This is a genomic window from Flavilitoribacter nigricans DSM 23189 = NBRC 102662, from assembly GCF_002646595.1.
GTDB lineage: Bacteria > Bacteroidota > Bacteroidia > Chitinophagales > Saprospiraceae > Flavilitoribacter > Flavilitoribacter nigricans.
Window position 1 is genome coordinate 58,113 of the sequence record NZ_PDUD01000027.1, and the last position, 22,829, is coordinate 80,941.

The 22,829-nt window shown below is 48.4% G+C and carries 19 protein-coding genes; 11 read left to right on the forward strand and 8 right to left on the reverse strand.

The window, feature by feature from the left end; genetic code table 11:
- The first annotated feature begins 182 nt into the window (after positions 1-182).
- From CRP01_RS22995 to CRP01_RS23010, 4 genes are all read left to right on the forward strand, one after another.
- Positions 183-1,052: a sigma-70 family RNA polymerase sigma factor gene (locus CRP01_RS22995; RefSeq protein ID WP_099152458.1), complete on the forward strand. Its 870-nt coding sequence runs from the start codon at positions 183-185 to the stop codon at positions 1,050-1,052.
- 401 nt (positions 1,053-1,453) lie between these two features.
- Positions 1,454-2,059, forward strand: a complete 606-nt coding sequence (locus CRP01_RS23000) for a hypothetical protein (RefSeq protein WP_099152459.1) — start codon at positions 1,454-1,456, stop codon at positions 2,057-2,059.
- 838 nt (positions 2,060-2,897) lie between these two features.
- Positions 2,898-4,040, forward strand: a complete 1,143-nt coding sequence (locus CRP01_RS23005; RefSeq protein WP_143473502.1) for a hypothetical protein — start codon at positions 2,898-2,900, stop codon at positions 4,038-4,040.
- Between the two features lie 144 nt (positions 4,041-4,184).
- Positions 4,185-4,409, forward strand: a complete 225-nt coding sequence (locus CRP01_RS23010; protein WP_099152461.1) for a hypothetical protein — start codon at positions 4,185-4,187, stop codon at positions 4,407-4,409.
- A 91-nt stretch (positions 4,410-4,500) separates the two neighbouring features.
- On the opposite strand, the gene CRP01_RS23015 is transcribed toward CRP01_RS23010, so the two are convergent.
- From CRP01_RS23015 to CRP01_RS23040, 5 genes are all read right to left on the reverse strand, one after another.
- Positions 4,501-4,725, reverse strand: a complete 225-nt coding sequence (locus tag CRP01_RS23015) for a hypothetical protein (protein WP_099152462.1) — start codon at positions 4,723-4,725, stop codon at positions 4,501-4,503.
- Positions 4,726-4,791: 66 nt separating this feature from the next.
- On the reverse strand, positions 4,792-5,220 hold the full coding sequence (locus CRP01_RS23020) for a hypothetical protein (RefSeq protein ID WP_143473503.1): 429 nt from the start codon (positions 5,218-5,220) through the stop codon (positions 4,792-4,794).
- Positions 5,221-5,232: 12 nt separating this feature from the next.
- Positions 5,233-5,484 carry a hypothetical protein gene (locus CRP01_RS23025; RefSeq protein WP_099152464.1) on the reverse strand — a complete coding sequence of 84 codons (252 nt, stop codon included), beginning with the start codon at positions 5,482-5,484 and terminating at the stop codon, positions 5,233-5,235.
- Positions 5,485-6,758: 1,274 nt separating this feature from the next.
- Complete coding sequence (locus CRP01_RS23035; protein WP_099152466.1) at positions 6,759-8,282, reverse strand: hypothetical protein; 1,524 nt, start codon at positions 8,280-8,282, stop codon at positions 6,759-6,761.
- 157 nt (positions 8,283-8,439) lie between these two features.
- Positions 8,440-9,021, reverse strand: coding sequence for an RNA polymerase sigma factor (locus CRP01_RS23040; protein WP_099152467.1), 582 nt, complete (start codon positions 9,019-9,021; stop codon positions 8,440-8,442).
- An 812-nt stretch (positions 9,022-9,833) separates the two neighbouring features.
- Between CRP01_RS23040 and CRP01_RS23045 the strand changes: the two genes are divergently transcribed.
- Both CRP01_RS23045 and CRP01_RS23050 read left to right on the forward strand, forming a co-directional pair.
- A complete protein-coding gene (locus tag CRP01_RS23045) occupies positions 9,834-11,264 on the forward strand; it encodes a hypothetical protein (protein ID WP_099152468.1) in 1,431 nt (476 codons plus the stop codon).
- A 459-nt stretch (positions 11,265-11,723) separates the two neighbouring features.
- Positions 11,724-11,927 carry a hypothetical protein gene (locus CRP01_RS23050; RefSeq protein ID WP_099152469.1) on the forward strand — a complete coding sequence of 68 codons (204 nt, stop codon included), beginning with the start codon at positions 11,724-11,726 and terminating at the stop codon, positions 11,925-11,927.
- A gap of 81 nt (positions 11,928-12,008) precedes the next feature.
- Here CRP01_RS23050 and CRP01_RS23055 read toward each other — a convergent pair whose 3' ends face one another.
- Both CRP01_RS23055 and CRP01_RS23065 read right to left on the reverse strand, forming a co-directional pair.
- Positions 12,009-13,193 carry a hypothetical protein gene (locus tag CRP01_RS23055; protein WP_099152470.1) on the reverse strand — a complete coding sequence of 395 codons (1,185 nt, stop codon included), beginning with the start codon at positions 13,191-13,193 and terminating at the stop codon, positions 12,009-12,011.
- An 803-nt stretch (positions 13,194-13,996) separates the two neighbouring features.
- Positions 13,997-16,630 (reverse strand): MGH1-like glycoside hydrolase domain-containing protein, encoded by a 2,634-nt coding sequence (locus CRP01_RS23065; RefSeq protein WP_099152472.1) that lies wholly within the window; start codon positions 16,628-16,630, stop codon positions 13,997-13,999.
- A gap of 216 nt (positions 16,631-16,846) precedes the next feature.
- Here CRP01_RS23065 and CRP01_RS23070 point away from each other — a divergent pair, with 216 nt between their 5' ends.
- The 3 genes from CRP01_RS23070 to CRP01_RS23075 all read left to right on the forward strand — a co-directional run bounded on the left by CRP01_RS23070 (position 16,847) and on the right by CRP01_RS23075 (position 19,244).
- Entirely contained in the window at positions 16,847-18,040 is a 1,194-nt protein-coding gene (locus tag CRP01_RS23070; RefSeq protein ID WP_099152473.1) for an MFS transporter, read from the forward strand.
- Positions 18,041-18,190: 150 nt separating this feature from the next.
- On the forward strand, positions 18,191-18,343 hold the full coding sequence (locus tag CRP01_RS42415; RefSeq protein WP_170110502.1) for a hypothetical protein: 153 nt from the start codon (positions 18,191-18,193) through the stop codon (positions 18,341-18,343).
- A 118-nt stretch (positions 18,344-18,461) separates the two neighbouring features.
- Positions 18,462-19,244, forward strand: a complete 783-nt coding sequence (locus tag CRP01_RS23075) for a hypothetical protein (protein WP_099152474.1) — start codon at positions 18,462-18,464, stop codon at positions 19,242-19,244.
- A 63-nt stretch (positions 19,245-19,307) separates the two neighbouring features.
- Here CRP01_RS23075 and CRP01_RS23080 read toward each other — a convergent pair whose 3' ends face one another.
- On the reverse strand, positions 19,308-20,120 hold the full coding sequence (locus tag CRP01_RS23080) for a sterol desaturase family protein (protein ID WP_099152475.1): 813 nt from the start codon (positions 20,118-20,120) through the stop codon (positions 19,308-19,310).
- Between the two features lie 355 nt (positions 20,121-20,475).
- On the opposite strand from CRP01_RS23080, the gene CRP01_RS23085 reads away from it, so the two are divergent.
- Complete coding sequence (locus CRP01_RS23085; RefSeq protein WP_099152476.1) at positions 20,476-21,438, forward strand: ROK family protein; 963 nt, start codon at positions 20,476-20,478, stop codon at positions 21,436-21,438.
- Between the two features lie 373 nt (positions 21,439-21,811).
- On the forward strand, positions 21,812-22,723 hold the full coding sequence (locus CRP01_RS23090; RefSeq protein WP_099152477.1) for a TIGR01777 family oxidoreductase: 912 nt from the start codon (positions 21,812-21,814) through the stop codon (positions 22,721-22,723).
- The last annotated feature ends 106 nt before the right edge of the window (positions 22,724-22,829 follow it).

Below are 22,829 nucleotides of genomic sequence, written 5' to 3' on the forward strand. Positions count from 1 at the left end.
CTAACACACACAGCCTGGATATCGCCGAAGCAGATGCTTTGGATGACACTAACACACCCTCCAGCCAAACACCTAAAAGTGCCCTAGGTAGCAAGCCTAATCACACGTTAACTTTACTTTACAAAGATTTGTTAGATGCCGGTCTGGTGATCGGATATTTATCACGGTAGAAAACAAAATTCATGCGAGCATTAGTTATTACTCATAACATTACCCGTCGGGACAGTATGTCGATTGAGAAGTACCTCAATGAGGTCTCTAAATACGATGTACTCACCCCAGAGGAAGAACTACGTCTGTTCCGCCGGTTCAAAGATGGAGACGAGGCTGCTTTTCAAAAGATTATTCGCAGTAACCTTCGCTTTGTCATCTCTGTAGCCAAGCAATACCAGCATACTGGTTTGAGCCTGGACGATCTGATCAACGAAGGCAATATAGGTTTGATAAAAGCTGCCCAACGGTTTGATGAAACCCGCGGGTTCAAATTTATTTCCTACGCCGTCTGGTGGATTCGCCAGTCCATTTTGCAGGCGATCGGTGAGAAATCGAAAAAGATCCGCCTCCCGGCCAACTACCAATCCCGTATTCAGGAAGTAGTACGTACCCGTAACGAACTGTACCAGGAACTGGAACGCGAACCCAGCCTGGCCGAGATCGCTGCGGTAACGGACCTGAAGGAAAGCGATATTGAGAACTGCCTGCGGGACGTCAAATACTGTAAATCTCTGAACGAACCGGTAGGTGAGGACGAAGACAGTGCTTCTCTCGAAGAAATGCTGGCCGATGCCGTACTGCCCAGTCCGGACTCCGATCTGGTAGGTACCGAATCACTGCGTATCGAGCTGACCGAACTACTGGGTTCCCTGAGTGCGAGAGAAGCCGAGATCCTGTCCATGTATTTTGGACTGAATCGCAAGCAGCCGCTGAGCCTGCAGGACATCAGTGATTATCTGGACCTCAGCCGCGAACGGGTGCGTCAGATCAAAGATCGTGCACTCCGGAAACTGAAACGCAAAATATTTAACGAAGGAATGGTTTTTAGTGTGAACTAAATCGGTGGGCAAGGCCGTCCGCAGGACCGTCAACCTACCGCTAATGCACGTTTAAACCGAGATATACCGGGCACCCAGGCCGCCAATGTGTGGTCTGGGTGTCCTGCATTTTGGACCCACGGTACGGGCGTATGTTTCCGTAAGGGGATATTGTAAATGCAATTTTCCCGCTGGGCCCGCGCCTGGGACCGGCTTTTCGTCCACACCTGATACAAAGTGATCTGGTCCTGACGGATTTGCACCGTCGGGATTCCCAACCAATTTCACGTCAGTACACCTCGTCCGATCTTCACAAAGAGCGAAGTGGAAGAGTATACTTAATACAGCTTGCCGCACTGCAAGTTGTTCGTATGCAATTCCGGTTTCGGCCGGTATTTATTCATCCACTAAAAAATCGGACAATGAAACAATTAGTCAGCGGTTTCCTGGTCGGGATCTCGGTCCTCTTCGCCCTGGAAGGGTGGTGGAGTGATCAACTGGAAATGACCATTCAGGAAACCACCAAAGAACGGGACGAATACTGGGCGCAGTATTACTCCGCCAAACTCTCGGAAGAGCGATCGGATTGTTTTCAACTCAGAGAGCAAGATCGACTGGATTGTGAGGATCAACTAAAAGCGACCTGGAAGGAGGCCTACCGTCAGGGGGAAGCTGCCGGAAAAAGTGAGGCCAAAAACAAGTATGAGGACCTGCTTGCCCGGAACCGGGAATTTATCCACGTGCTTTTCCGGCAAAGAGATTCATTGCGGGTAGAAATGAAGAAGATCAAACTGAACCGGAAAACGCCGGTCTACCGGGATCATTCAGCTCCAAGGTCGGCCAAAGTAGTGCGGAGTACCCAGGAGGAGCCACCCATTGCGATTGCCAGAGGTAGTGTGGCCCCCGGTACTTCGAAGTTGCCGCTACTCGCGACTTATGTGCTCGGAATGATCTTCCTTGTGCTCATCATTACTCTGCTGCTACTGCGTCTGCGGCAAAACAGAAAACGCAGAAGATTTCGCCTGTAAGTAATGGCACTCCGTGCTCGTAATATGAAATCTCTTTGATATCTGGATTTATTGAGGAGAAGATCGTATCGAACGTTTACCAACCATTCCCAAATTTGCTGATCGTGAGGATAGATCCCACGCTCGTACTGCCAGCCTTAGCAAATTTAAATTTCACCATAGTTTTACACGGCACCCGGAAGAACTCCGTCGGGTGGAAACAGCGGCGGAAGTGAGCTTATGCGCTGCGTGAGGTCTAAAGGAAGCCTCCGCCCCAAAAGCCCGTCCACTTGGCTAAAGGAGGCAGAAGCTACCGAAAGGCCAAAAATTAAAATGCCCGCGTGACATAGATCTAAGGTTTAGTTTAATTATGAAAAATGGATTTAAGTCGACATCCTTTTGACTGTCGAACAATAGTGTTTCTGAAAATCTCTTTGGCCGGCAAAGCGATCTTTAGGAACACTTTTTCTTTATGTCCGGGCTCAGGGACGAAAACTTTTAGACATCCCTTTTGGGTCGGAAAACTTACGGCCTGTGCAACTGTGGCAAGGCCGTGTTTTGCTGATGTAGTAAAGATAATAATTGTTTTTAATTAACTGAAATTCAATTTATTATCGAATCGAGTAGTGGGAAGGCAAGAGCCGGGGAAGGCGACTTCAAACGCCAAGTTTGGAGACTTAGGCGAAAATTTTCGCCTACCGGGATAACTGATCAGTCTTGCCTTCGGATTTTGGAGAGCGATCAACGCAAAGCGATCGGACGGATGCCTTTTTTAGCTTCTATATTAGTTTTTTTTACTGAATGTTAAATTTTCAATATTTTTAAGGCGAATGACTGCACCTCAGTTAAAAGCAGGGTAATGACAGCAAAACAAGACGAACACAAAAAAAGGAGCAACCGGTTTAGAGATGCTATTGATCAACACTTAGAAAAGATAAACATGCCTCCGGAGGAGCTGTATGCCTTTTTTAAAGTGGAACGGAAGTATTTTCGGAGTGCCAAGTTTAATTTTCCCAACAATCCGGCGCAGCAGAAGCCCTTCACGATCGACTTTGTGAGTAAGATCGTAGCTTACTGCGGGATCAAGCCGACCACCTTTCTGCTCACCAGGGACGAGTTCGAAAACTGGGAAAATAACTTTCCGGAGGAAAAAGACCCAAAGCATTACTATTTACGGGCTTCTGATCTGAAAGGGTGGAATAATCAGCACGACAACCGTAAAGTTATCGACTTGGATTATTCCCCTGGCGATGAACGCGAGCGGGACGAATTTGCTACGCGTTACCGGGAAGCTATAACTCCGTTCATTACTAAAACTACGGACATTTTTTATGTTTCCGAATTTTTGGGTAAGGGGTCATTTCTGGAACCTGGAGTGATCATGGATGCTTACCAAAAAGCCCATGAGGATATTTTTCTGGAAATAGAGAAACAATTGGAAGCAAATAAGGATTTTAAATACACACGCATTCTGCGTTTACCGGCCAGTCGGTTTTACAACCGTTCCCTACCTTCTGAAAAAATAGTAGAAGCTATTAAATATTGCAGCATTCCCACTTTCCAGCATATCTACCGTTGTTTACAGAAATATGAGCAACAGGTGTCTTTTATTGTAGCACCCGTTACCCATTTATTGTCTTTTGGCCTTTTGCAGGGAAGCACAAAAGTCATATTATCGGAGCAGTATAAATATATTCACGATGAAATTCTTGATCCTAATGACCTGATTGTGCCCGCAGTTTTATATATTGATGAGTGTCCCGAGGGAGAACATCCTTTAAACAATCTTTGGGATATTTATCTAAAGGAATTCAAGAAGATGTTCTGGCGACAGAATATCCGTATCAATAAGCTCAATATCATGGGCGTAACAAAAAAGGCCCACGATGAAGTTACTACCAGCTCGGCGGCAATAATGGATGATGCCGAACTGGATCTTCCGTCTGCATTAAAAGAAAACATCTGCGCCAAGCTGGATTTCATCCGGGATTATACACTTTAACCTATCCTTTAGAGATAGGAAAAACTATCTTTGCGCGCATTTCGTTTTTTGTGAGAACTATAATTGTTAACTAAACCAATTTCTAAATTTAGAGTATGCGTTCATTACTATTATTTCATACTCTAAACTAAGGATCATTATGATATGAGCAATAAAGAGAAAGATATTGAAGAGATAAAACTCCAGACATTCCGCGAGACCGTAAAATTCCTGAAGCGTTACGCCAGTATTCCCCCCAACGGAGTAATTCCTTATAACTTTTTTGTGGAAAGTGGATTTGATGCGGAAAAAGCCCTGCGGCTGAGAGATGAATATTCCAGGAAGCTGGATAAGAAGTATGGGCTGGATGATATTAAAAAGTCATTGTAAAGCCAGGTAGCAAAAGTCCAATAGCGGAAAATTTAAGCGCCCGGCGGTTGACTGCCCGGCGCATGAAGTATTAAATATACCCTACCTTCTTTTAGAAAGTAGGAAACAGATCATGATCCCTGGCTGAATGAAAATCCTCTCCAATCGAATAAACCGAATAAAGATCTTTTGATTCAAAATCATTCGTTAGCTGGCGCTGATCGGTGTCTACCGAAGGTTCGCATTCCGTAGCCGGTAAATAATCCTCCCGCAAAGAATAGGAGGGGAGTGTCTCGCCTGGGATGTAGGGAATGTCCCAAAAATCAGAATTGTGCATTTTATTTGTTTTTGGTGAAGCAATAAGTCTTCAGACACATCCGGACCTGCTCCAGGATCGTTCGTATTACAAAGATGCCTGGTCGTAGTGTCTTTGCCTGAATTCCGTTTCCTTGGTCTTGAAATAAATGAAGTTGATATCTCCTCTCTGAAAAACCGGCTTCACAATCCCTAATGCAGATATCTCACTTCCTTCGGGCGGAGGTACCTTATTGGTGAAACAAATTATGGATTGCTTGCCTTTCAGATCTCGTAGAAAATAGAACCCTCCTAAATGATTAATGAAAAAAGAGGCGGTCACTTCTCCTACCGCAACGACCGGCCGGTTGACCTGTTCCTGAACGTCAAAGTATATGGAGCTGATATTCAGCTCATCCTCAGAAGATCCGGAATCGATCGAGGGGGGCAGACAGGTGATATAAAATACCACCAGTAAACCGAACAGAACAAATAATCTAAATTTAATGAGGGCTAATCTTCTACTTCTCATTCTCATGACAAAATGGATTTAGTGAGTGTTGCGAAATATCCGGGAACGATTTTCGGAAAGCAGCCGGTTTCTGGATTGCTCCCCTTTTTGGTAGAGATACTGTTCAACGGCCTGCCGGGATCCCAGCTTCCTTTTCAGTAGATTGATCCCGCTAATTGCGGAAAAGGTGGCTTCATCCCGGATCAGTTCCTCTTCAATACTTCGGCACTGATCGGCGGGCAATTCGTTAAAACAGTATTTCAGCAGATTTTTGAAATTTGCGTTTTTCATGGCAGTAATGGAATGTTTAATGAATTGGTTATGGTTTGGTGACTATGAAATGCAGCCGTTGCCAACTGCGATTTTCTAAAGTGTTTAGAACCAATGCTGATTAATATTTCTGTATTGGCAATTGTATTAGTTATACTTCACTGCGGATGGAAACGTGAGTGCTAAAACTGATTTTTTTATTTTTTTCTTCAAAGGCAAGAAAAATGAGTTGCAATTAGCCTTTTATTGTCCGAAAATGCAGCTTAGATTGAATTTTAAAATATTGATTATCAATATTTTATGTTTTTAGCCTCTTTTTTATTAAAGATTTAGCCAGTCTTATGAAGGGGGTGGAAATTTTGGGAAATCTTGTGTTGGGCTATAAATTTGTATATGTGATTAAAAGTCTGCCAAACAACAATAGTAGAAATGCTATGTATTTGTAAACCAGGTTTTTAATCAATTATTTGTCTAATGTCCGGGCTAAAAAACTGGTCCGGAATCTGATCATCTTCGGCCATCTTTGCCCAAAATCTGTAGGGTAAAAATTACACATGAATTGATTTACAGATTGGAGCAAAAAACATTTCGAAAGCCAACAATTACCGAAAATGCAAGACCCTATTACCGGAGGTCCGATCGCATTCGGTTAATGAGAAAATTTTCAACAACAAGGTTCTAATTACACGATTAAATACCTGAACCCTCCAGTTTGGTAGGGAGAGACTTTTTGCTAAATTTGGAAGCCATTCCCAATTAACGCCTGCGAATGGTACTGCTATCCATCAGAGCAACCAGTGATCAGTTGATACTGTCCGACTTACACCAAAAAAAGTCCCCAGAGGCTGCCACCTCCGGGGATCCAAGAAAAACACAAACCATTCCACTTGAAAAACACAGTTTTTAACTGGTGTAGTTGGCTCTCAAGTATTCTAAATCAGTATCAGCTGATCCTTTTATGTTGACTTTTCAAAATGGATGGTTATTTCAATTCAAAACGGCAGATTACACAATATCGATGTCGTTTTCAATGACGTTACACCTGAACAGTAAAGGCCATACCGACCTAAGTATTCGATGAGGAAATATTTTCTCCTCCTTTAAGGTATACTGATGAGCTGGGGCATTTTGTGAGACTAGCTGATAAATTTCTCTGTCTCGGGCATAACTAAAAACTGACCAGGGGACCGCTAAGCTTATGTAATCCGGGGCTATTAAGCGGCCAAGGCGATGCAACAAAAACTTCAAGTTTTTCATGATTAATTATTTTGTGGACTAAGAATATGTTTAAGCCATTATTGGCTGAGTAAATCATGTATAAATTCCCAGAGCGTCTCGTACGGAATGATCTCCATTTCTGTATCCATTTGGGCATTCCGGAGTTTTTTCAACCAGTCGGCGGCGTGTCGTTCTACCGCAACGGGATGAAAGTTAGCACTGGGCAGACACAGCAGCATGTGAAGAAAATACAACCCGCGATTTTTGGGTCTTTTCTTCTGCTGAAGTCGATAGATATAGGTTTTCCAGCTCTCCATTTTGTCAATAATGATGTTGAACCGCTTGCGATGTAAGGAAAACAATACGTTCAGGGCGATCAGATCAATATTGTAGCCGAACTTATCCTTACTGAAAATGGGGAGCTCATTTAGCATTCTCCCAATACGGAACTTTTGAAATTTCTGCGGCTCCGGCGGCGTAATTTTCCCGATACTGATCAGGAACTGGAGATAGGCGTTTATCAGCGTCCATCGCTCTTGGGCGACCTGGTATTGTCTATTAAATTGCTCTTTATTCGACTTAGCCTGGTGGTAAATATCAAAGGCTTCTTTGTATTCTCCGGTGCGGAAGCAAAGTAAAATGCGGCAGTACTGCACGTGTAGCCAGTCGCTGTAAGCCTTTTGCTTGTCGAGCAACTGTTCGCAGTCCGTGGCAGCCTGTCTGGCCGCCTCGTACTGTTTGGCCTGAATAAACGCCTGGAGTTTTTTGAAGGCAAAAGTAAACTGGATGGTATTGTGTGCCCCCCTTTTGTTTTTCCCGAAATATTCAATAGCCTCATCACAAACTTCAATAGTCTTCCGACTGTCCCCCTGAATTTCGTGCTGAAGGATGCGCACCATAAAATATAGCTGTGAAAATCGGAACGACTTCACATTCAGTTGTTTAAAGGTCTTCTTTAACTTCTCGCTGTACTCCTTCGCTTCCTGATAAAGCACCGGATCGGTGGATCTTTTCCGGGTAGCTTTTACCATAAGCAAGGCATAGTACTTTTCGGCCTCCTGCTCGGCGTGGCGCAGTTCGCTGTAGTCTTCTACGATTTTGTCGTAGTACCGGCACTGTGCTTCTGTTCCGCCGTTGACGGCGTAGTGGATCCGTAGATCAGCGGCCAGTTCCATGGCCACCTGCGTGATCTCGAACTTCATCGCTTTGCGCAAGGTCTTTTCGGCGAGAGGGATGGCTGCCTTCCGGGCACCTTTACCGATCAGGATCTTGACTGCCGCGAGTTGCTTGAAGCAGTAGTAATAAGCGGTTTGAGTCTTTTTGTAGCGCGCCTCGTTGGGGCTGATGAAAAACACCGTATTGTACAGGCGTTTCTGGAGACGCAGCTTTAACTTCTGGTAGGCGGCCCGCGTGGTCTCGGAGGGATCCGGCCCATACAGTTCCTCGAGGGCACTGTCGTCATTGAGGAAGCGGCCGTTGGCAATCCCGGCAAAGAGCTTGTCTAACTTACCCTGAGTTGCGCTGGTTTTTCGACCAACGATCTCTATTTGCCGGATCTTCTGTTTAGTAGTTAGATTAACCAGAGATATAAGATCTTCCATGTGGATCGAATAATTACCGCTGTAAGCCGATCCCTAACGCCGGAGCGTTCCGGGTGGATCACCCACAGCGGGGTGATTTTGCTGGTTCCCGACCCTGGGGCCGGGAACCAAAGTTTCTTTAATTCAGATGACGTTCAGAGAATGACGGTCAAATTATTTAGGCCAGGATCTTCTCCCGGCTGATCAGTTTGCGCAGTTTATTTTTCGCCTGCTGGAAATATTGGCGCGCATTCTCCTCCGATGTCAAATTCAGATCTTCAGCGATCTCACGGTAAGGATAACCGTTCAATCGCAGGCTAAAGACCTGTCTTTGGGTTTCACTCAGTTCTGCAAGCAGATGCTTCAGGAAGTCAGAGTATTGGAGCTCGTACTCGAAGTCATCAGCTTCCTGGTCGTTACGGGTTTCCGGGACCTCGTTCAGGCTGTAGCACGAGTGCTTACTTCCTTCTCTTCGGTCAATGTCGTAAGTGTGGTTAACAGTGATCTTACTCAACAGATTCAGTAACGTTTCCAGTTTTTCGGCAGTGAACCGATAAATGTCGTATCGGGTGTAAAACGTTAAGAATACATCTTGGACGACATCTTCCGGTTGGAATACTCTGCCGAGCTGGTTTTGGCGATTTACCGCGATCGCGAAGATTTTGTGGCGATAGGCATTGTAGACCAGATTGAAAAATAGTTCCCAGTTCTTGGCCTCCATGGCCCGCAGTAAACGCCTGCGAAGTTTGGTTTCCATCATGATTGCTCATTTTACATCATCCTGCTAAGGAGGGATGGTTAAAAAATGGATTTCAAATACCAGTACCTTTGTACATGGTGGTCTGAGTTCTTCTGATGGAAATGGTAATTTGTGTTTCAGCTTGTTTTTTGCCAGCAAATGGTCAAGCTCATAATTCATATACTTACCGGTGATAAAAAACGTGAGCCCTCTGCTCACTTTTTTTCAAAAAGCACCCATAAAGCACCGAATTGGATCTGTAGACTGCATTAGTAGGGCACTCGATCGATGACATAGGAATCCCCTGTCTATGCGGTACCATTGAGCATAGATTGATCATCTATCGGTTAGACCAATAGCAGTCCCGTGTACCGCATTGGCAGTTGCGGCTTCGGCTTACGCGGGTAGTTGTAATTGTTGGGTAAAAACTTTGTTGTGGACTGGTAAACGCACTAAATTGTACTCGGCGAATAATCTACCTAAAATGTGCGAACCGGATCTGGCAGGATCCATACGGTCCGAACGACCGGGAATTATTCGCATGCTAATAATTGCGAATGACTATGAAATTTTTGGCTGTGGGCACCTTACTTCGGTGCAATAGTCTTCTTTGGCCTTTGTGGACGGGAAAGGACGTGCTTATTTTGGAGATTAAATGATTTGCTTACCTGCAATTAAACCCTTTTTCTTAAAAAACGGTGAAAATTTATTATAAAAAGCAAGCAAACTGCCGAAAAAGATTCTACTAAATGCTAATATGTCGATCTTTTCATCCGATAGTTGGATAATTTTTGGATATTTATCCAATCAGGATAATCTAAACCCACATACACTTGGAACTCAATCAGCAGGACCGCGATCTTTTCTGGTTAGCGCTCCGGCAAAAATACCGTGAAGACTGCCGGGATAAGAACATGAAACCGACTGACAGTACCAGTTCTCCGCTATTTGGTTACGGGGAATATGATCCTACCGTTTCCCTGGCCACTCACCGATCATCGCCGACCATTAAAAAATTCATGATGGATCAGGGGGTCCTCAATCGAGTTGAAGCCGCCAGATTTAATGCCGACCACCTGTATAAAAAGCTGATCAATAAAGAACCACCCATCAAGTTAAATGACTTTTATCTTAAAGCTTGCCTGCGGTATATCAACGGGACGACCACTTTCCCGGAATTCCGGACAAAATTCAAACAAAAACTGGAGCAGGAAAAAGTATACTATCGGGGATTCATTTTTTCGAAAAACCTCAGAATAGTCAAGGAATTTTCCTTTTCTGCAAATTTTTCCATGCCATCACCTTTTCCCATCGAGCAATGGAGGCTGCATAAAAGCAGCCATATTGATGAGGATGTACTCTACTCCGGAAAGGGGGAACGATTGGGCGGTAATCTTTACTGTCAGCTCGATAATGTGGCGTCTAATCGCAGAATGTTCTTCATTCTGTATACCGGCTACGGTGACTTCCGGACCCTGCCCTATCTGCTGGGCTCCTTTCAGGGCGTTTCCAATGATGAACAACCGACCTCGGGAGAGATCATTCTGATTAAAAGCGATCGGGATAAGGTTTTTTTGCCCGGGCAGGGTGATCGGAACAAAGCACTGGAAGCCTTGGAAAAACGGGAAACCCGTCTGGCAGAGGCCTATCTGTTACTCAATCGGAATATTTTTGGCAGTTCGAAGTCCTTTCCCTTGAACACCGAGCAGTTTGCCATGCTTTCTCCCCACGATCAGCGGCTACGGGATCTGGTGGGGATCTATCGCACCATCAATTACAACAATAACGGTAATATCATAGAATCCTGGTTTGAAGTAAAGGAATCCCTTGAGGCATTTCTATACACACGCTTTGATGCCGGCAGAAGGGGAGAAAATATCCGGCAACGCTGTGAGATGAGCATCTCTTCCTATGAGGGCAACTACTATCTCCACGTTTACGGCTACCATATGGGACACGTGCACAATTATGCCGTTTACAATTTAAATTACCGACCCCAACAGAATGTTCCCGGTGAAGTACTGATGGGGGCATTTTGCAGCTGCAGTATCAACAGCCGGAAACTTTCAGCTCATTATATGCTGGGAATGAAGGTGCCATCGGATGTCGCGCCGGATCCCGAAACAGGACTGCAACCCAATCGACTGGATAAAAAAGATATCGAGACCAATTGTAAGGAAGATCCCACCCTGGATCTTTTGGTGCGGGAGCTGCAGGGCATATTGGAGGAAAAGGGTTTCAACCGGCCCTCCTCCAGGGATTAAACGCTATTCTGCACGATTCTTTCCTGTTCTGCGTCCTTAGATCCTGTCTGAAATTTCGCAAAAAAATTGCGCACGCTCCTTCACATCCGTCCGCTTGCTGACGTATACATACCGAAACGCGGCCACAAACACAGCTTGATTCCGGCCGCATCATCCACTATTCCATTCCAACACACCAAGGGACCCATTTTGGGGTCCGTTCACTGCCACCAGGGGGACATCCTCGGATGCCCCGGTTATCGTCCAGTTGATTTGAAGCTTCAACTGCTGGCCGGGTAACACGCCCGGTTCGGCTTGATCATTCTTTGCATTGGCCAGGGGTGAAGTACCGCTGGCGCCAATCACTGTCTTCCGGCCAAATGGTCGGTAGAAGAAGGGGCAACCAATGCATTCCAGGAAATGATGATGGCCATTGCGCCGGGCATAGTACTGATTTTCTAACCATCAAATCACAGTATTATGTATTTAGTACGCAATGTTGCTTCGGCAAAAATTTCCTCAGCGATCCGTAACGTTTCCGTCTTTGCCCGGATCGCCCTTTTATGTCTGACCCTCGGTACGCTGTCTACAGCCTGTACGGAGAACGAAGACGATATTGAGTGTGGTACTCCGGAATTCCCCTGCGATGACGAGGTAGTTACGGATGATATGATCGAGGTGTAAACAAACTATGGTAAAGCCAGTTTCGGTAAGATGGCTATAACCTAGGTAACCTGATCAGATGAACGGTATCGGCTGACTTAATCAGTCGGTACCGTTTTTGGTTAGATCGGCGATCACTTCCTCCAGCCACTTGGAGAGCGCGGGTTTTCGTTCCCGCATGTGCCGTTGGATCCGTTTGAGCTGTTTTGGCGTCCGTTTTTTTGATTCTACCCGGTAATCCACGATCCGCTCCAGGATCAAAACCATATCGAGATAAGATTGGCGGCGGGCTGGGGGAACCGGATAATTGTTGCGACGAAAGAACAAGCGGGCATTCTGCAGAACATTGTACATCTTATCGATATCCATATGGCCCGTCAGAAGACGATAATATCCCACCCGTACGGCGAGTAAATGTTTCTGGATACTGTAAAAATAGGATTTGACACTGACCTGATCCAACTCATCGGCCGCCGCTTCGAACTTATCCTGAAAGAAAAATGAATAGGCCCGGACCAGGGCAATTGCGGAAACCTGTACCGGTTGCGGCAACAGGCTACCGTAGCGGTCGATCAGCTTTTCGATCTTGTCGAAGTCCTTCAACCCGGCCGCCGTTAGCCCCGCGTTCAAAAAATTGCTGTCCGGCAATACCCCATTTACCAGCAGTAGATCAGTAAGGAGCCCCCAGTGCTCGATATTTTGGCGTACCTGGAGGAAAAGGCGGTCGCCCTGATTGTTTCGGTAAGCACAATAGTTGAGCAAATAACGGATGCATTTGTTTTGCTCGGGTAAACTGACGAGTTCCAGCTTTCGGTATAACACGAGATAACCAAAAGCCCGGCACAGTCCGGGGAAGGCACTGTCCGTTTTTTTGAGCAAGATCAACTCCCGGTACAGGTGGATCAGTGGATAGCGGCGGTTGGCCAGAGGAGCGGTCTGTTCCAGTATTTTTTCCTGTTGCTGTTCCCGTTCGGCGATGGTGGAGGGCTCTTCGATAATGCCCGAGCGATAGAGATCTTCACAGACCTGCACCAGTGTGGTCATCAGATGGAATATATCCAAGGCTTCGAATACCTGCCGGAGTTGCTCGGGGGCATTGCGCTTATCCAGCCGGTCGTTGTAGGGCGACTCAAACTGCATTTTATAGTATAAATAGGTAGCATAGCGATTTTCCAGACTATCCCCGTTCTGCCGGATCGCTTTCCGGAAACGCTTCATGGAGATCTCCCAGTGGCGGGGATTATTCTGGGCCAGGGCAAATTCGGCATTATAGCGGTAGCGACTCACCAGATCTTCCTCGTGCCGAATAGCCGCGATGTAGTTCTCAATGGCCCGATAGAGGTCCGAGCAAAGGTTATAGATCTTGGTTCGTTGTTGCTTCCGGTCCTTGGAGGTGACCTCTTGCGGATATATCCGGGCGAAGAGATGAGGAACAGAAAAACCCCTTATTTCCCCTTTTTTGTTGAGTAATACCAGATCAAGGTCTTTTTTTTTATAGAAAAATTCGGCAAAAATTGGAAAATAATCTCAGTAAATTCAATCAACTGTGGCTGTTGGTGAAAGAACGGGGATTGCAGGAATTTTTTGAATAAAGTGCGGTGATGTTTGTTTAGTAAATAAATGGCATTCAGGAGATTGACAGGGTAGATGGAGCCGTTTTTAGGCATGGGTTTAGCAGTTTTGTAACTCCTTTAGTTAGGCGTTTTAGAAAAGAATATTCATTTGATCGTGATAAAAATCGAAAAAAAATTCTACAAAAATGACAAATGCTGACTATTTCTTTTCCCGGCCTTTATGCCTTGATTTGTAATCGTATTACAAATCTCCAGTTATCCAACTATACCGGCTAAAGGGATTTTGGAAAATCTCCAACCACTTTACGTCGAGTATGTCTGACAGTTGCCTGCTTACCGAACTGTCCTAATTCCCAGTTGTAATTGTGCGTGCTCTCTCTTTTTAATCTATGTTGTCGGATTATCGCGTTTGTCATGATGGATGGCGACGTGATTTTCCTGCATTTATAATCAGCCTGGCGATGACTGGGTGTAGGCATAAATCATCCTCTAATTCGTAAGGCCAAAAAACACCTCCTACAACTTACTAATCAAATAAGCCACCACCCCCGTCCAACCGGTCTGGTGGGATGCACCGATCCCTTCCCCGGTATCTCCGTTGAAGTATTCGTAAAACAGGAGCAGGTCCTTAAAATGGGGATCCTGCTGGTAGCGGGTTGCCGCTCCGTGGACCGGGCGTTGCCCATTTTCATCCTGGGAGAACAACCACACCAATCGCCGGGCCAGGGCTTTGGCCACTTCCTGCAGGTTGTGGCTTTGGCCGCTGCCGGTAGGGAAGTCCGTTTGCAACTGATCGCCGTAATACCGGTGGTAGGTTTGCAGGGAGCGGATCAACAGGTAGTTCATCGGGATCCAAACCGGACCGCGCCAGTTGGAGTTGCCGCCGTAAAGAGGCGTACTGCTTTCCGCCGGTTCGTACTGCAGATGAAAGCTGGAGTTGCCGATCTGGAGGACGTAGGGATCCTGGTGGACTTTGGACACGGAGCGGATCCCACCGGGAGATAAGAACTCCGCTTCATCCAGCAGGGGATGCAGCATCCGTTGCAAGCGATCTTTGGGTACCAGAGACAGAAGTACATCCTGACCGTCTACCTGTTCGGGTACGACGACGTATTTCTTATGGTGTTTTCGGTAATCCCGGAACCAGCGCATCCGCTTACGGAAATCGGGTAGCTGCTCCAGCGTTTCCCATTTGATCACGAGGGATGCAAAAAGGGTGGACAGGCCCACCAGGGAGCGGACTTTGATCGGCAAATGCCGCCCACTCGGCAGGGTGAGCACATCGTAGAAAAAACCCTCTTCTTCATCCCAGGCCTGGGGACGCGCCAGACTGAATTCGTTGAGCGCTTCGGCGATGTACACGAAATGCTCGAAGAATTTAGTAGCCACATCCTCAAAAGATGGATCGTGAACGGCGATCTCCAGGGCCATTTCGAGCATGTTGAGGCAATACATGGCCATCCAGCTCGTGCCGTCGGCCTGTTCCAGGATACCGCCGCCCGGTACGGGCGCACTGCGGTCGAAGACGCCGATATTATCCAGCCCCAGAAAGCCGCCTTCAAAAATATTGTTGTTGTTCTCGTCCTTGCGATTGACCCACCAGGTAAAATTGATGATCAGCTTCTGGAAGACCCGCTTCAGGAAAAATATATCACCGGTACCGGTATGGGCCTTGTCGAGACGGTACACTTCCAGGCAGGCCCAGGCGTGCACCGGAGGGTTGACGTCGCTGAATTTCCACTCGTAGGCCGGCAACTGGCCACTGGGATGCATGTACCATTCCCGGAGGAAAAGGACCAGCTGGTGCTTCGTAAAATCCGGATCCAACAGGGAAAACGGAACGCAGTGAAAGGCCAGGTCCCAGGCGGCGTACCAGGGATACTCCCACTTATCCGGCATCGAAATGATGTCCTGGTTGTTGAGGGTGTGCCAGTGGGCGTTGCGACCGTGTTTCCGCTCGGGTGGGGGAGGGGGCAGGCCGGGATCTCCCTTGAGCCAGATGCTTACATCGTAGTGGTAGTGTTGTTTGGTCCAGAGCATACCCGCCAGGGCCTGCCGCTGGATATTGGCCAGATCCGCCGGTAAATGCTGGGGCTGGAACTGCTCGTAAAACTCATCCGCCTCCCGAATACGAGTGGTAAAGGTTTCGGGAAAAGCTGCTCCCAGCGGGTCGGCCAGCGATCCGTCGCGGCTCAGACGGAGACGCAGCTCCACCGATTCACCGGCCGGGATATCCAGGGAGTAGACCGGTGCGCATTTGGTCCCATAGTCCCTACTTGCCAAAAGGTCCATCCGGCCCTGGACCACTGCATCATTGATCGCATCCTTGACGAATAGCGACGAATTGGGGCGCCCGAAGATCCGGGCCTGATTGGTCTCATTCTCGGTGAACAGCAGGTGTTCCGGCTTTTGCAGGTAGGCAAAATAGGTACCCAGGCGCTCGTGCTCCGCCCGGATCTGCATGTGTTGCCCGCTCTGGCCGACCGTGCTGATCTGGGGTTTTTCCTGGATGTGCCCGTAGCTCCACCAGTTGCGGAACCAAAAGGTCGGCAAAAGGGTCAGTGGGGCACTTTGTGGCCCGCGGTTGTGGGCGGTGATCCGGATGAGGATATCCTCCGCATCGGCCTTGGCGTATTCAATGAATACATCGAAATAGCGGTTGTCGTCGAACGCGCCGGTGTCCAGCAGTTCGTATTCACTTTCGGTGCGACTGCGCCGGGCGTTGGTCAGGATAAGGTCGGCGTAGGGAAAAGCTCCCTGCGGGTATTTGTAAAGGTATTTTTGGTAAGTATGGGTCGGGGTATTGTCGAGGTAATAATACAGTTCTTTTACATCCTCCCCGTGGTTGCCTTCGGCATTAGTCAGACCGTAAAGCCTTTCCTTGATGATGGGATCCTGACCGTTCCACATAGCCAGGGCAAAACAAAAATTACAGCGGATATCACTGATCCCTGCAATTCCGTCTTCTCCCCAGCGGTATTGGCGGCTGCGGGCGTGGTCGTGGGGGAAGTAATTCCAGGCATCTCCGTTGGCGCTGTAATCTTCCCGGACTGTTCCCCACTGGCGTTCGCTGAGGTAGGGGCCCCAGTGCAGCCAGTTTTTCTCTCCGGAATAATGGGCTCGTAATCGCTGATTTTCTGCTGAAGACATGACTACAATTTAATATAAATGTCGGCATTTCATAAGAATGGTTATAAAACAGCTGTCCCCCTAAATCGTTCGAAGGCATTTTCCTACCTTGGGGAAGCGAGGAAAGAGAGGTGAGGAATGTCGAATTGGCGGTGAGGAAATGGGAACCGAATTCAGGATGACTGTTGGGACCAGGATAGGCTCGAGCTTTCCCGGGATCCAGTTAAGAACTAAGCAATGAAAGAATCCGAAATAGCGACTACACCCCGGACCTTTTGGGTGTTGCCGATCATAGTTTTTTCTCAGTTTGCGGGCGGATCGATGTGGTTTGTCGGCAATGCCGTGGTGGACGATCTCCGGGAACTTTTGGATCTCAGCGCCGGTGCGGTGGCGGATATTTCTTCTTCCGTTCAACTGGGATTTATGGCGGGTACGCTGGTATTTTCCATTCTGTCCATCGCGGATCGTTTTAGCCCTTCCCGGGTGTTTTTGTTTTCTACAATAGCCGGTGCGGTTTTTAATATCGCGGTCATCTGGTTTGGGACCAGTCTCTTTTCCGTACTGCTTTTACGGTTTATGACCGGTTTCTTCCTGGCAGGGATCTATCCGGTAGGAATGAAGATCGCCGCGGACTGGTACAACAAGGGGCTGGGTAAAGCACTGGGTTATCTGGTGGGAGCCCTGGTACTAGGTAAAGCCTTTCCCCACTTTATCAAAGATATTACGGAAGGTTTGCCCTGGCAGATCGTCCTGATCGCTACTTCTGTGCTGGCGGTGTCCGGCGGACTAAGTCTGGCGCTGATCGTCGGGGACGGCCCTTACCGGAAAAAAGGTGCCCGCTTCAACTGGACCGCCATCCCGGAAATATTTTCCAGCAAAGACTTTCGCTCGGCGGCCTTCGGTTATTTCGGCCACATGTGGGAGTTGTATACCTTCTGGACTTTTATCCCGCTCATTCTGCTCACTTACGTGCAGACCAATGGTATCGAGTTGGCCATTCCCCACTGGACTTTCATCATTATCGGGGTGGGGGCTTTTGCCTGCGTGGCCGGCGGGTACCTCTCGCTGCGGACCGGCAGCGCCCGGGTGGCTTTCGGCATGTTACTTACTTCGGGAATCTGTTGTCTGATCTCACCCTGGCTTTTTCAGCTGCCGCTGATCCCCTTCCTGCTGATCCTGTTGATCTGGGGATTTGCCGTCGTGGGCGATTCCGCCCAGTTTTCCGCCATCGTGGCCAAAACGGCCGTCCCAATGTACGTGGGTACCGCCCTCACCGTAGTGAACGGCATCGGCTTTACCATCACCGTTTTCAGCATTCAGTTCTTTAGCCTGTTACTGGAAAGCTGGCCGCCGCAATATTTGTTTTTGCTGTTGGCGATAGGCCCGCTGTTCGGACTGCTCATGTTCGGTCGGCTGCTTAAGCGTTTTTAAGATGGCTTGCCAGGTTTTTTGGAAAATACTGTCCCTTTTCATTATTTGGGCTTTATGTCAGTACATACTGACCGAGGCGATTGGGAAATTCCCGAACCACATTGCGTCGGGTATAGGAGAAACATCCATCCTCAATCTGAAAGTTGCCGTATGAAATCCACGCTCTTCTTGACCTTTACCATTCTACTTTGTTTTTCCCTGGGATCGGTGGAAATGGTCCAACAGTTCAGCTTCCCCACGCTTATGTTATCGGCTAATTCCCTGGCTTTAATGGTTTGTACGCTGCTGGGGATATTGCATTGAATCTTCGGACGGGCACGGCTGCTTTTCAGGAATTTACGACTGCTTTTCGTCTCATGGATAATCGGACCGGAACCACTGGTCCGCTGCAGGTAATTATCAAATCAATAAAATCAGCACCATGCAACGAGTCGTCGTTTTTCTCGCCTTTTTATTCGTCATGACATCCGTAATCGCCCAAACCGAACCGGTCACCCCGGCTCTCCAAAATTATTACCAACTGCTGGAGGGATCGCCCGGATCCGGCAAATACCGGGTCAGTTTGTCTTCAGATATCGATACGAGCTGGACCAAATGGACAAACCGGGGCTACAATTTTGGTTTTGACAACCGAGTGACGCCGATGTATACCTATATCGACGGGATCGTCAGCACCCCCTACATGGTGCAGGTACGGGGCAATGAATTCGAAAGGAACAAGAAGCGCTGGGGATTTCACGTTTTCGAAGGGTATGCAAAGGACGATAAGTCCAGGATTACCCTGTTGGTCAATAAACACATTGAAATGGAAAAACCGGTTGCGGAAATGTACTATTACGGTACCGTATACAATCATTCGGCCCCGGCCTACAACTGGTTTCGGATTGGATCGGATGTGCGGCAGCATTCTTTCCTGTTCAGTCGGGATAAGGCCCTTTTCTACGGTTCTTTGCAATTGACGAACACCCTGACGCTGGGTAATGTGGGTAAAGAAGACCTCCGCCCGGAAGCTCCGGAAGGTGATGATGAGCAGCACTACGCCGAAAGCGCCAAACACGTCAATTACCAGGCCCTGAAAGCAGGCGGCGACGGTACCATGTTTTACGATAAGGATCACAATATTGTAGTGATCAAGATCAACGGGGAGTGGATGAAAATGACGGTGGAGCCCCTGCCCGCGGACATTAAGTATGAATTTGAATAGGCAGGGAGCGGCCGAGGGGAAAGGTGGATCCGCTAACCAACAGGATCCACATTTTTCGCCGGGCTACGATCCCACCGTGGAATTGGTGTCCGGTTCCGTTTTCTGCTGGAAGATTTTTTCGTAATCCGGACTTTCCGTACCCATCCACTTGTCCCAGAAGGTGAAATACAGTCCGTAGTTAAACCGGAACTGTTTGTGGTGCAGATCGTGGTGTGTGGCCCCGATTATCCATTTGGCAACGGGATTGCGGAGGAAACTTTTCGGATAGATCTCCACGCCGGCGTGGTTGATGGTACCCGAAATGGTCATGATGAACAGCAATACGAACAGTACGTAAAGATGCATGGGCAGAAAAATAACGATCAGGGGTACCACAATAGCCTGCAGGATCGATTCGGTGGGGTGGAAAGAAAAGGAGGTCAGCGAGGAAGTTTCAATACTGTCGTGGTGCCATTTGTGTACTTTGCGGTAGATCTTCGGCCGGTGCATCCAGCGGTGCAGCCAGTAATAGTAGGTCTCGTGGATGAACAGCGCAATAAACAGACTAAGCGGATGGTACCACCAGGGGAATGCCGACCAGTCGGTGGTAATATGCGTATAGCCCTGTTGCCAGAGAATGATCAGGGCGGTAGCGGAGAACGCGAAGATCACCGAGGTAATGGCCGAGCGCCGGATCTCCATTCGGATCTGTTGCTCCTGCTTGGGTTTTAAATTGAGGATGCGGTGCGCCACCCGGGGGCGGAACCACACGTAAAAAATGTAATGGTACACTCCCGAAACGATGAGGTAGCGCATAAAAACAATAACGAAAAAGATCAGGGTGAGCCGAAAGAAGTGATACGGTTCCAGAAAAGGCGTATTGAGAAAACTCTCCATAAGTCTTGGACGTGTTTTTTGGGTTTGGTCCCTAAAATCAAAATTTCCATCTTGTAACAAAGATATTGCAAAATTGATGGGCAAATCGACAATTATTATTCTTACTCCGAAAGGGATCGTTACGGCAGCCCGGATGAGCTGAAAAATTTGATCGCCGCATGAGTTTCTGAAGACCGCAATGAAAGGGCGGCGGAGTCTATCCCGCACTTCGCTGCAAGCCGGCCGAAGTGCGGTTCTGGTGGCAACGCAAGCGTCAATACCGCATACTTAGTGTATTTTTTCCCCTAATATGCCAATTACGTCCGTCGGATCATTATTTTTGTGCACAATTTACACAGCACTTAAAGCGATTTGAATGAAAACGAAGGTAGTTGTGGGTGTCGATCTGGGTGGCACCAATACCAAAGTAGGCCTGGTGGATCGATACGGAGAAGTTCTGGCTTTCCGTCGATTCAAAACTGATTCCCATTTGCCATTTGCGGATTTCCTCCAGCGACTGAAAGGGCATATTGACGAAATGGTGGAGACCACTACCGAAGACATCGAGGTGGTTTCGGTCGGTATCGGCGCCCCGAACGTCAACCATTTTACCGGCGAGATCGTAGATCCGGCGAACCTGGAATGGCCTTCCGGTGTCAAACTGACCGAATTGGCGGAAGCGGAGATCGGCCTTCCCGTACGGGCTACCAACGATGCAAACGTAGCCGCACTGGGCGAAATGGAGTTCGGAGCCGGCAAAGGCATGAAGAACTTCGTGGTGCTGACCCTGGGTACCGGTCTGGGCAGTGGGGTAGTGGTGGACGGCAAATTGCTGCTGGGGCAGGACGGACTGGCCGCCGAGATCGGTCACGTCAATGTACGTCCGGACGGACGCAACTGCAACTGCGGACTGAAGGGCTGCCTCGAAACCTACGTTTCCGCTACCGGTATCAAACGTACCGTTTACAAATTGCTGGCCGATCGCCAGGTGGACAGCCGACTCCGGAACCTCAGTTTCAATGAACTTACCGGCGAAATGATCACCGAGGCCGCTCTGGCCGGCGATGCCATTGCCGCCGAAGCCTTCATCTATACCGGCGAGATCCTAGGCACCAAGCTGGCGGATATCGTTGCCTATTTCAACCCGGAAGCCATCATTCTGAGCGGTGGCCTGACCCGGGCCGGCAGTCTGTTGTTACAACCTTCCCGTAAGATGATGGAAGAGCGCCTGTTCAAAGCGTTCCGCGGCCGGATCAAACTGGAGATCTCACCGGTCACCGGTTCTAACGACGCGGTGCTGGGAGCTGCTGCATTGGCGTGGCAGGAGTACGAGAACTGAACCACCGAAGCTGCCGACCTGTAAAGCGTGCCGGTGGAAGCCAGGGAACAAAGACGGGGCGTTCAGTTGTAAATAAGCAGTGGCAAATTCAATGGCAATTTCAATCCCTCAAAAATAGGCGCCCCGGTCAATGACGGACCGGGCAGTTGCCATTTACTGGCTATTGGATTTGCCATTAAAAAAATCATATACGCTTTTCTCAGAACTGAACGGCCCCAAGGCATCCAACCGGATCTCTCCCACCTGCACACCGGCCGGGCTTTCCACCGCTCAACTTTAACACGTTTCCACATTCCTACGTTTCCACATTAGCACATTCAACACTTCCCCATTTTTTTTGTTCCAAAGGCATTATACACGAAAATTAACCTACATGCCCACAGTACTCATTGGAGGAGGTAGCGGATTGATCGGCACCCGTCTGAGTGAATTATTGACCGAAAAAGGATATACCGTCTGGCACCTGAGCCGGACACGGGATCCCGATGCCCGCTACAAAACTTTCCACTGGGACAGCGAAAAACAGCAGATCGACCAGGAGGCTGTGGATGGCGCGGATTACATCATCAATCTCGCGGGGGCCGGTATTGCCGATCAGCGCTGGACGAAAAAACGAAAAAGGGTCATCATCGACAGTCGGGTAGATACCACCCTGTTACTGCGGGATGCCATTCAGCGTTCGGCCGGTGCACCTAAGGCATTCCTGTCCGCTTCTGGGGCCAATATTTACGGCGACCAGGGAGATGAACTGCTGACGGAAACCCATCCGCCGGGAGACGGCTTTTTCGGCGTATCCTGTGTAGCCTGGGAAAAGGCCGTGCAGGAGGTAGCTGAACTCGGCATCCGGACGGTTATTTTGCGAACGGGCGTGGTGCTGACTACCAAAGGGGGAGCCCTGCCCAAAATGACCATGCCGATGGCTTTTATGGCCGGCGTTTATTTCGGCGACGGGCAACAGTGGATGTCCTGGATACATATCGACGATATCTGCCGGATGTACCTGCACGGCATCGAACAGGAAAACGTAGAGGGCCCCTACAATGCTGCGGCGCCCAATCCCGAAAGGAATAAAGATTTTATCGAGACGGCGGCCGAAGTGCAGGATAAACCGGTGATCATGTTGTCGGCTCCGGTCTTTGCCCTGAAACTGGGACTGGGGGAAATGTCCCACGCCGTTCTGGACAGTGTGAGGCTTTCGGTAGAAAAGATCCTGGGTACCGGTTTTACCTTTGATTTCCCGGAATTGAGAGAAGCGCTGGCTGAAGTTTTCCGGGAAGAAAAGTAAGGCCGGCAGAGCACAAGCCGGTTGCCGGCGCTCAGTACTCCAAAATACACAGTCTGGAATTTTTATGGTGTCGGATGTTCGGCAGGGAAATGTCCGTGATGGCCGC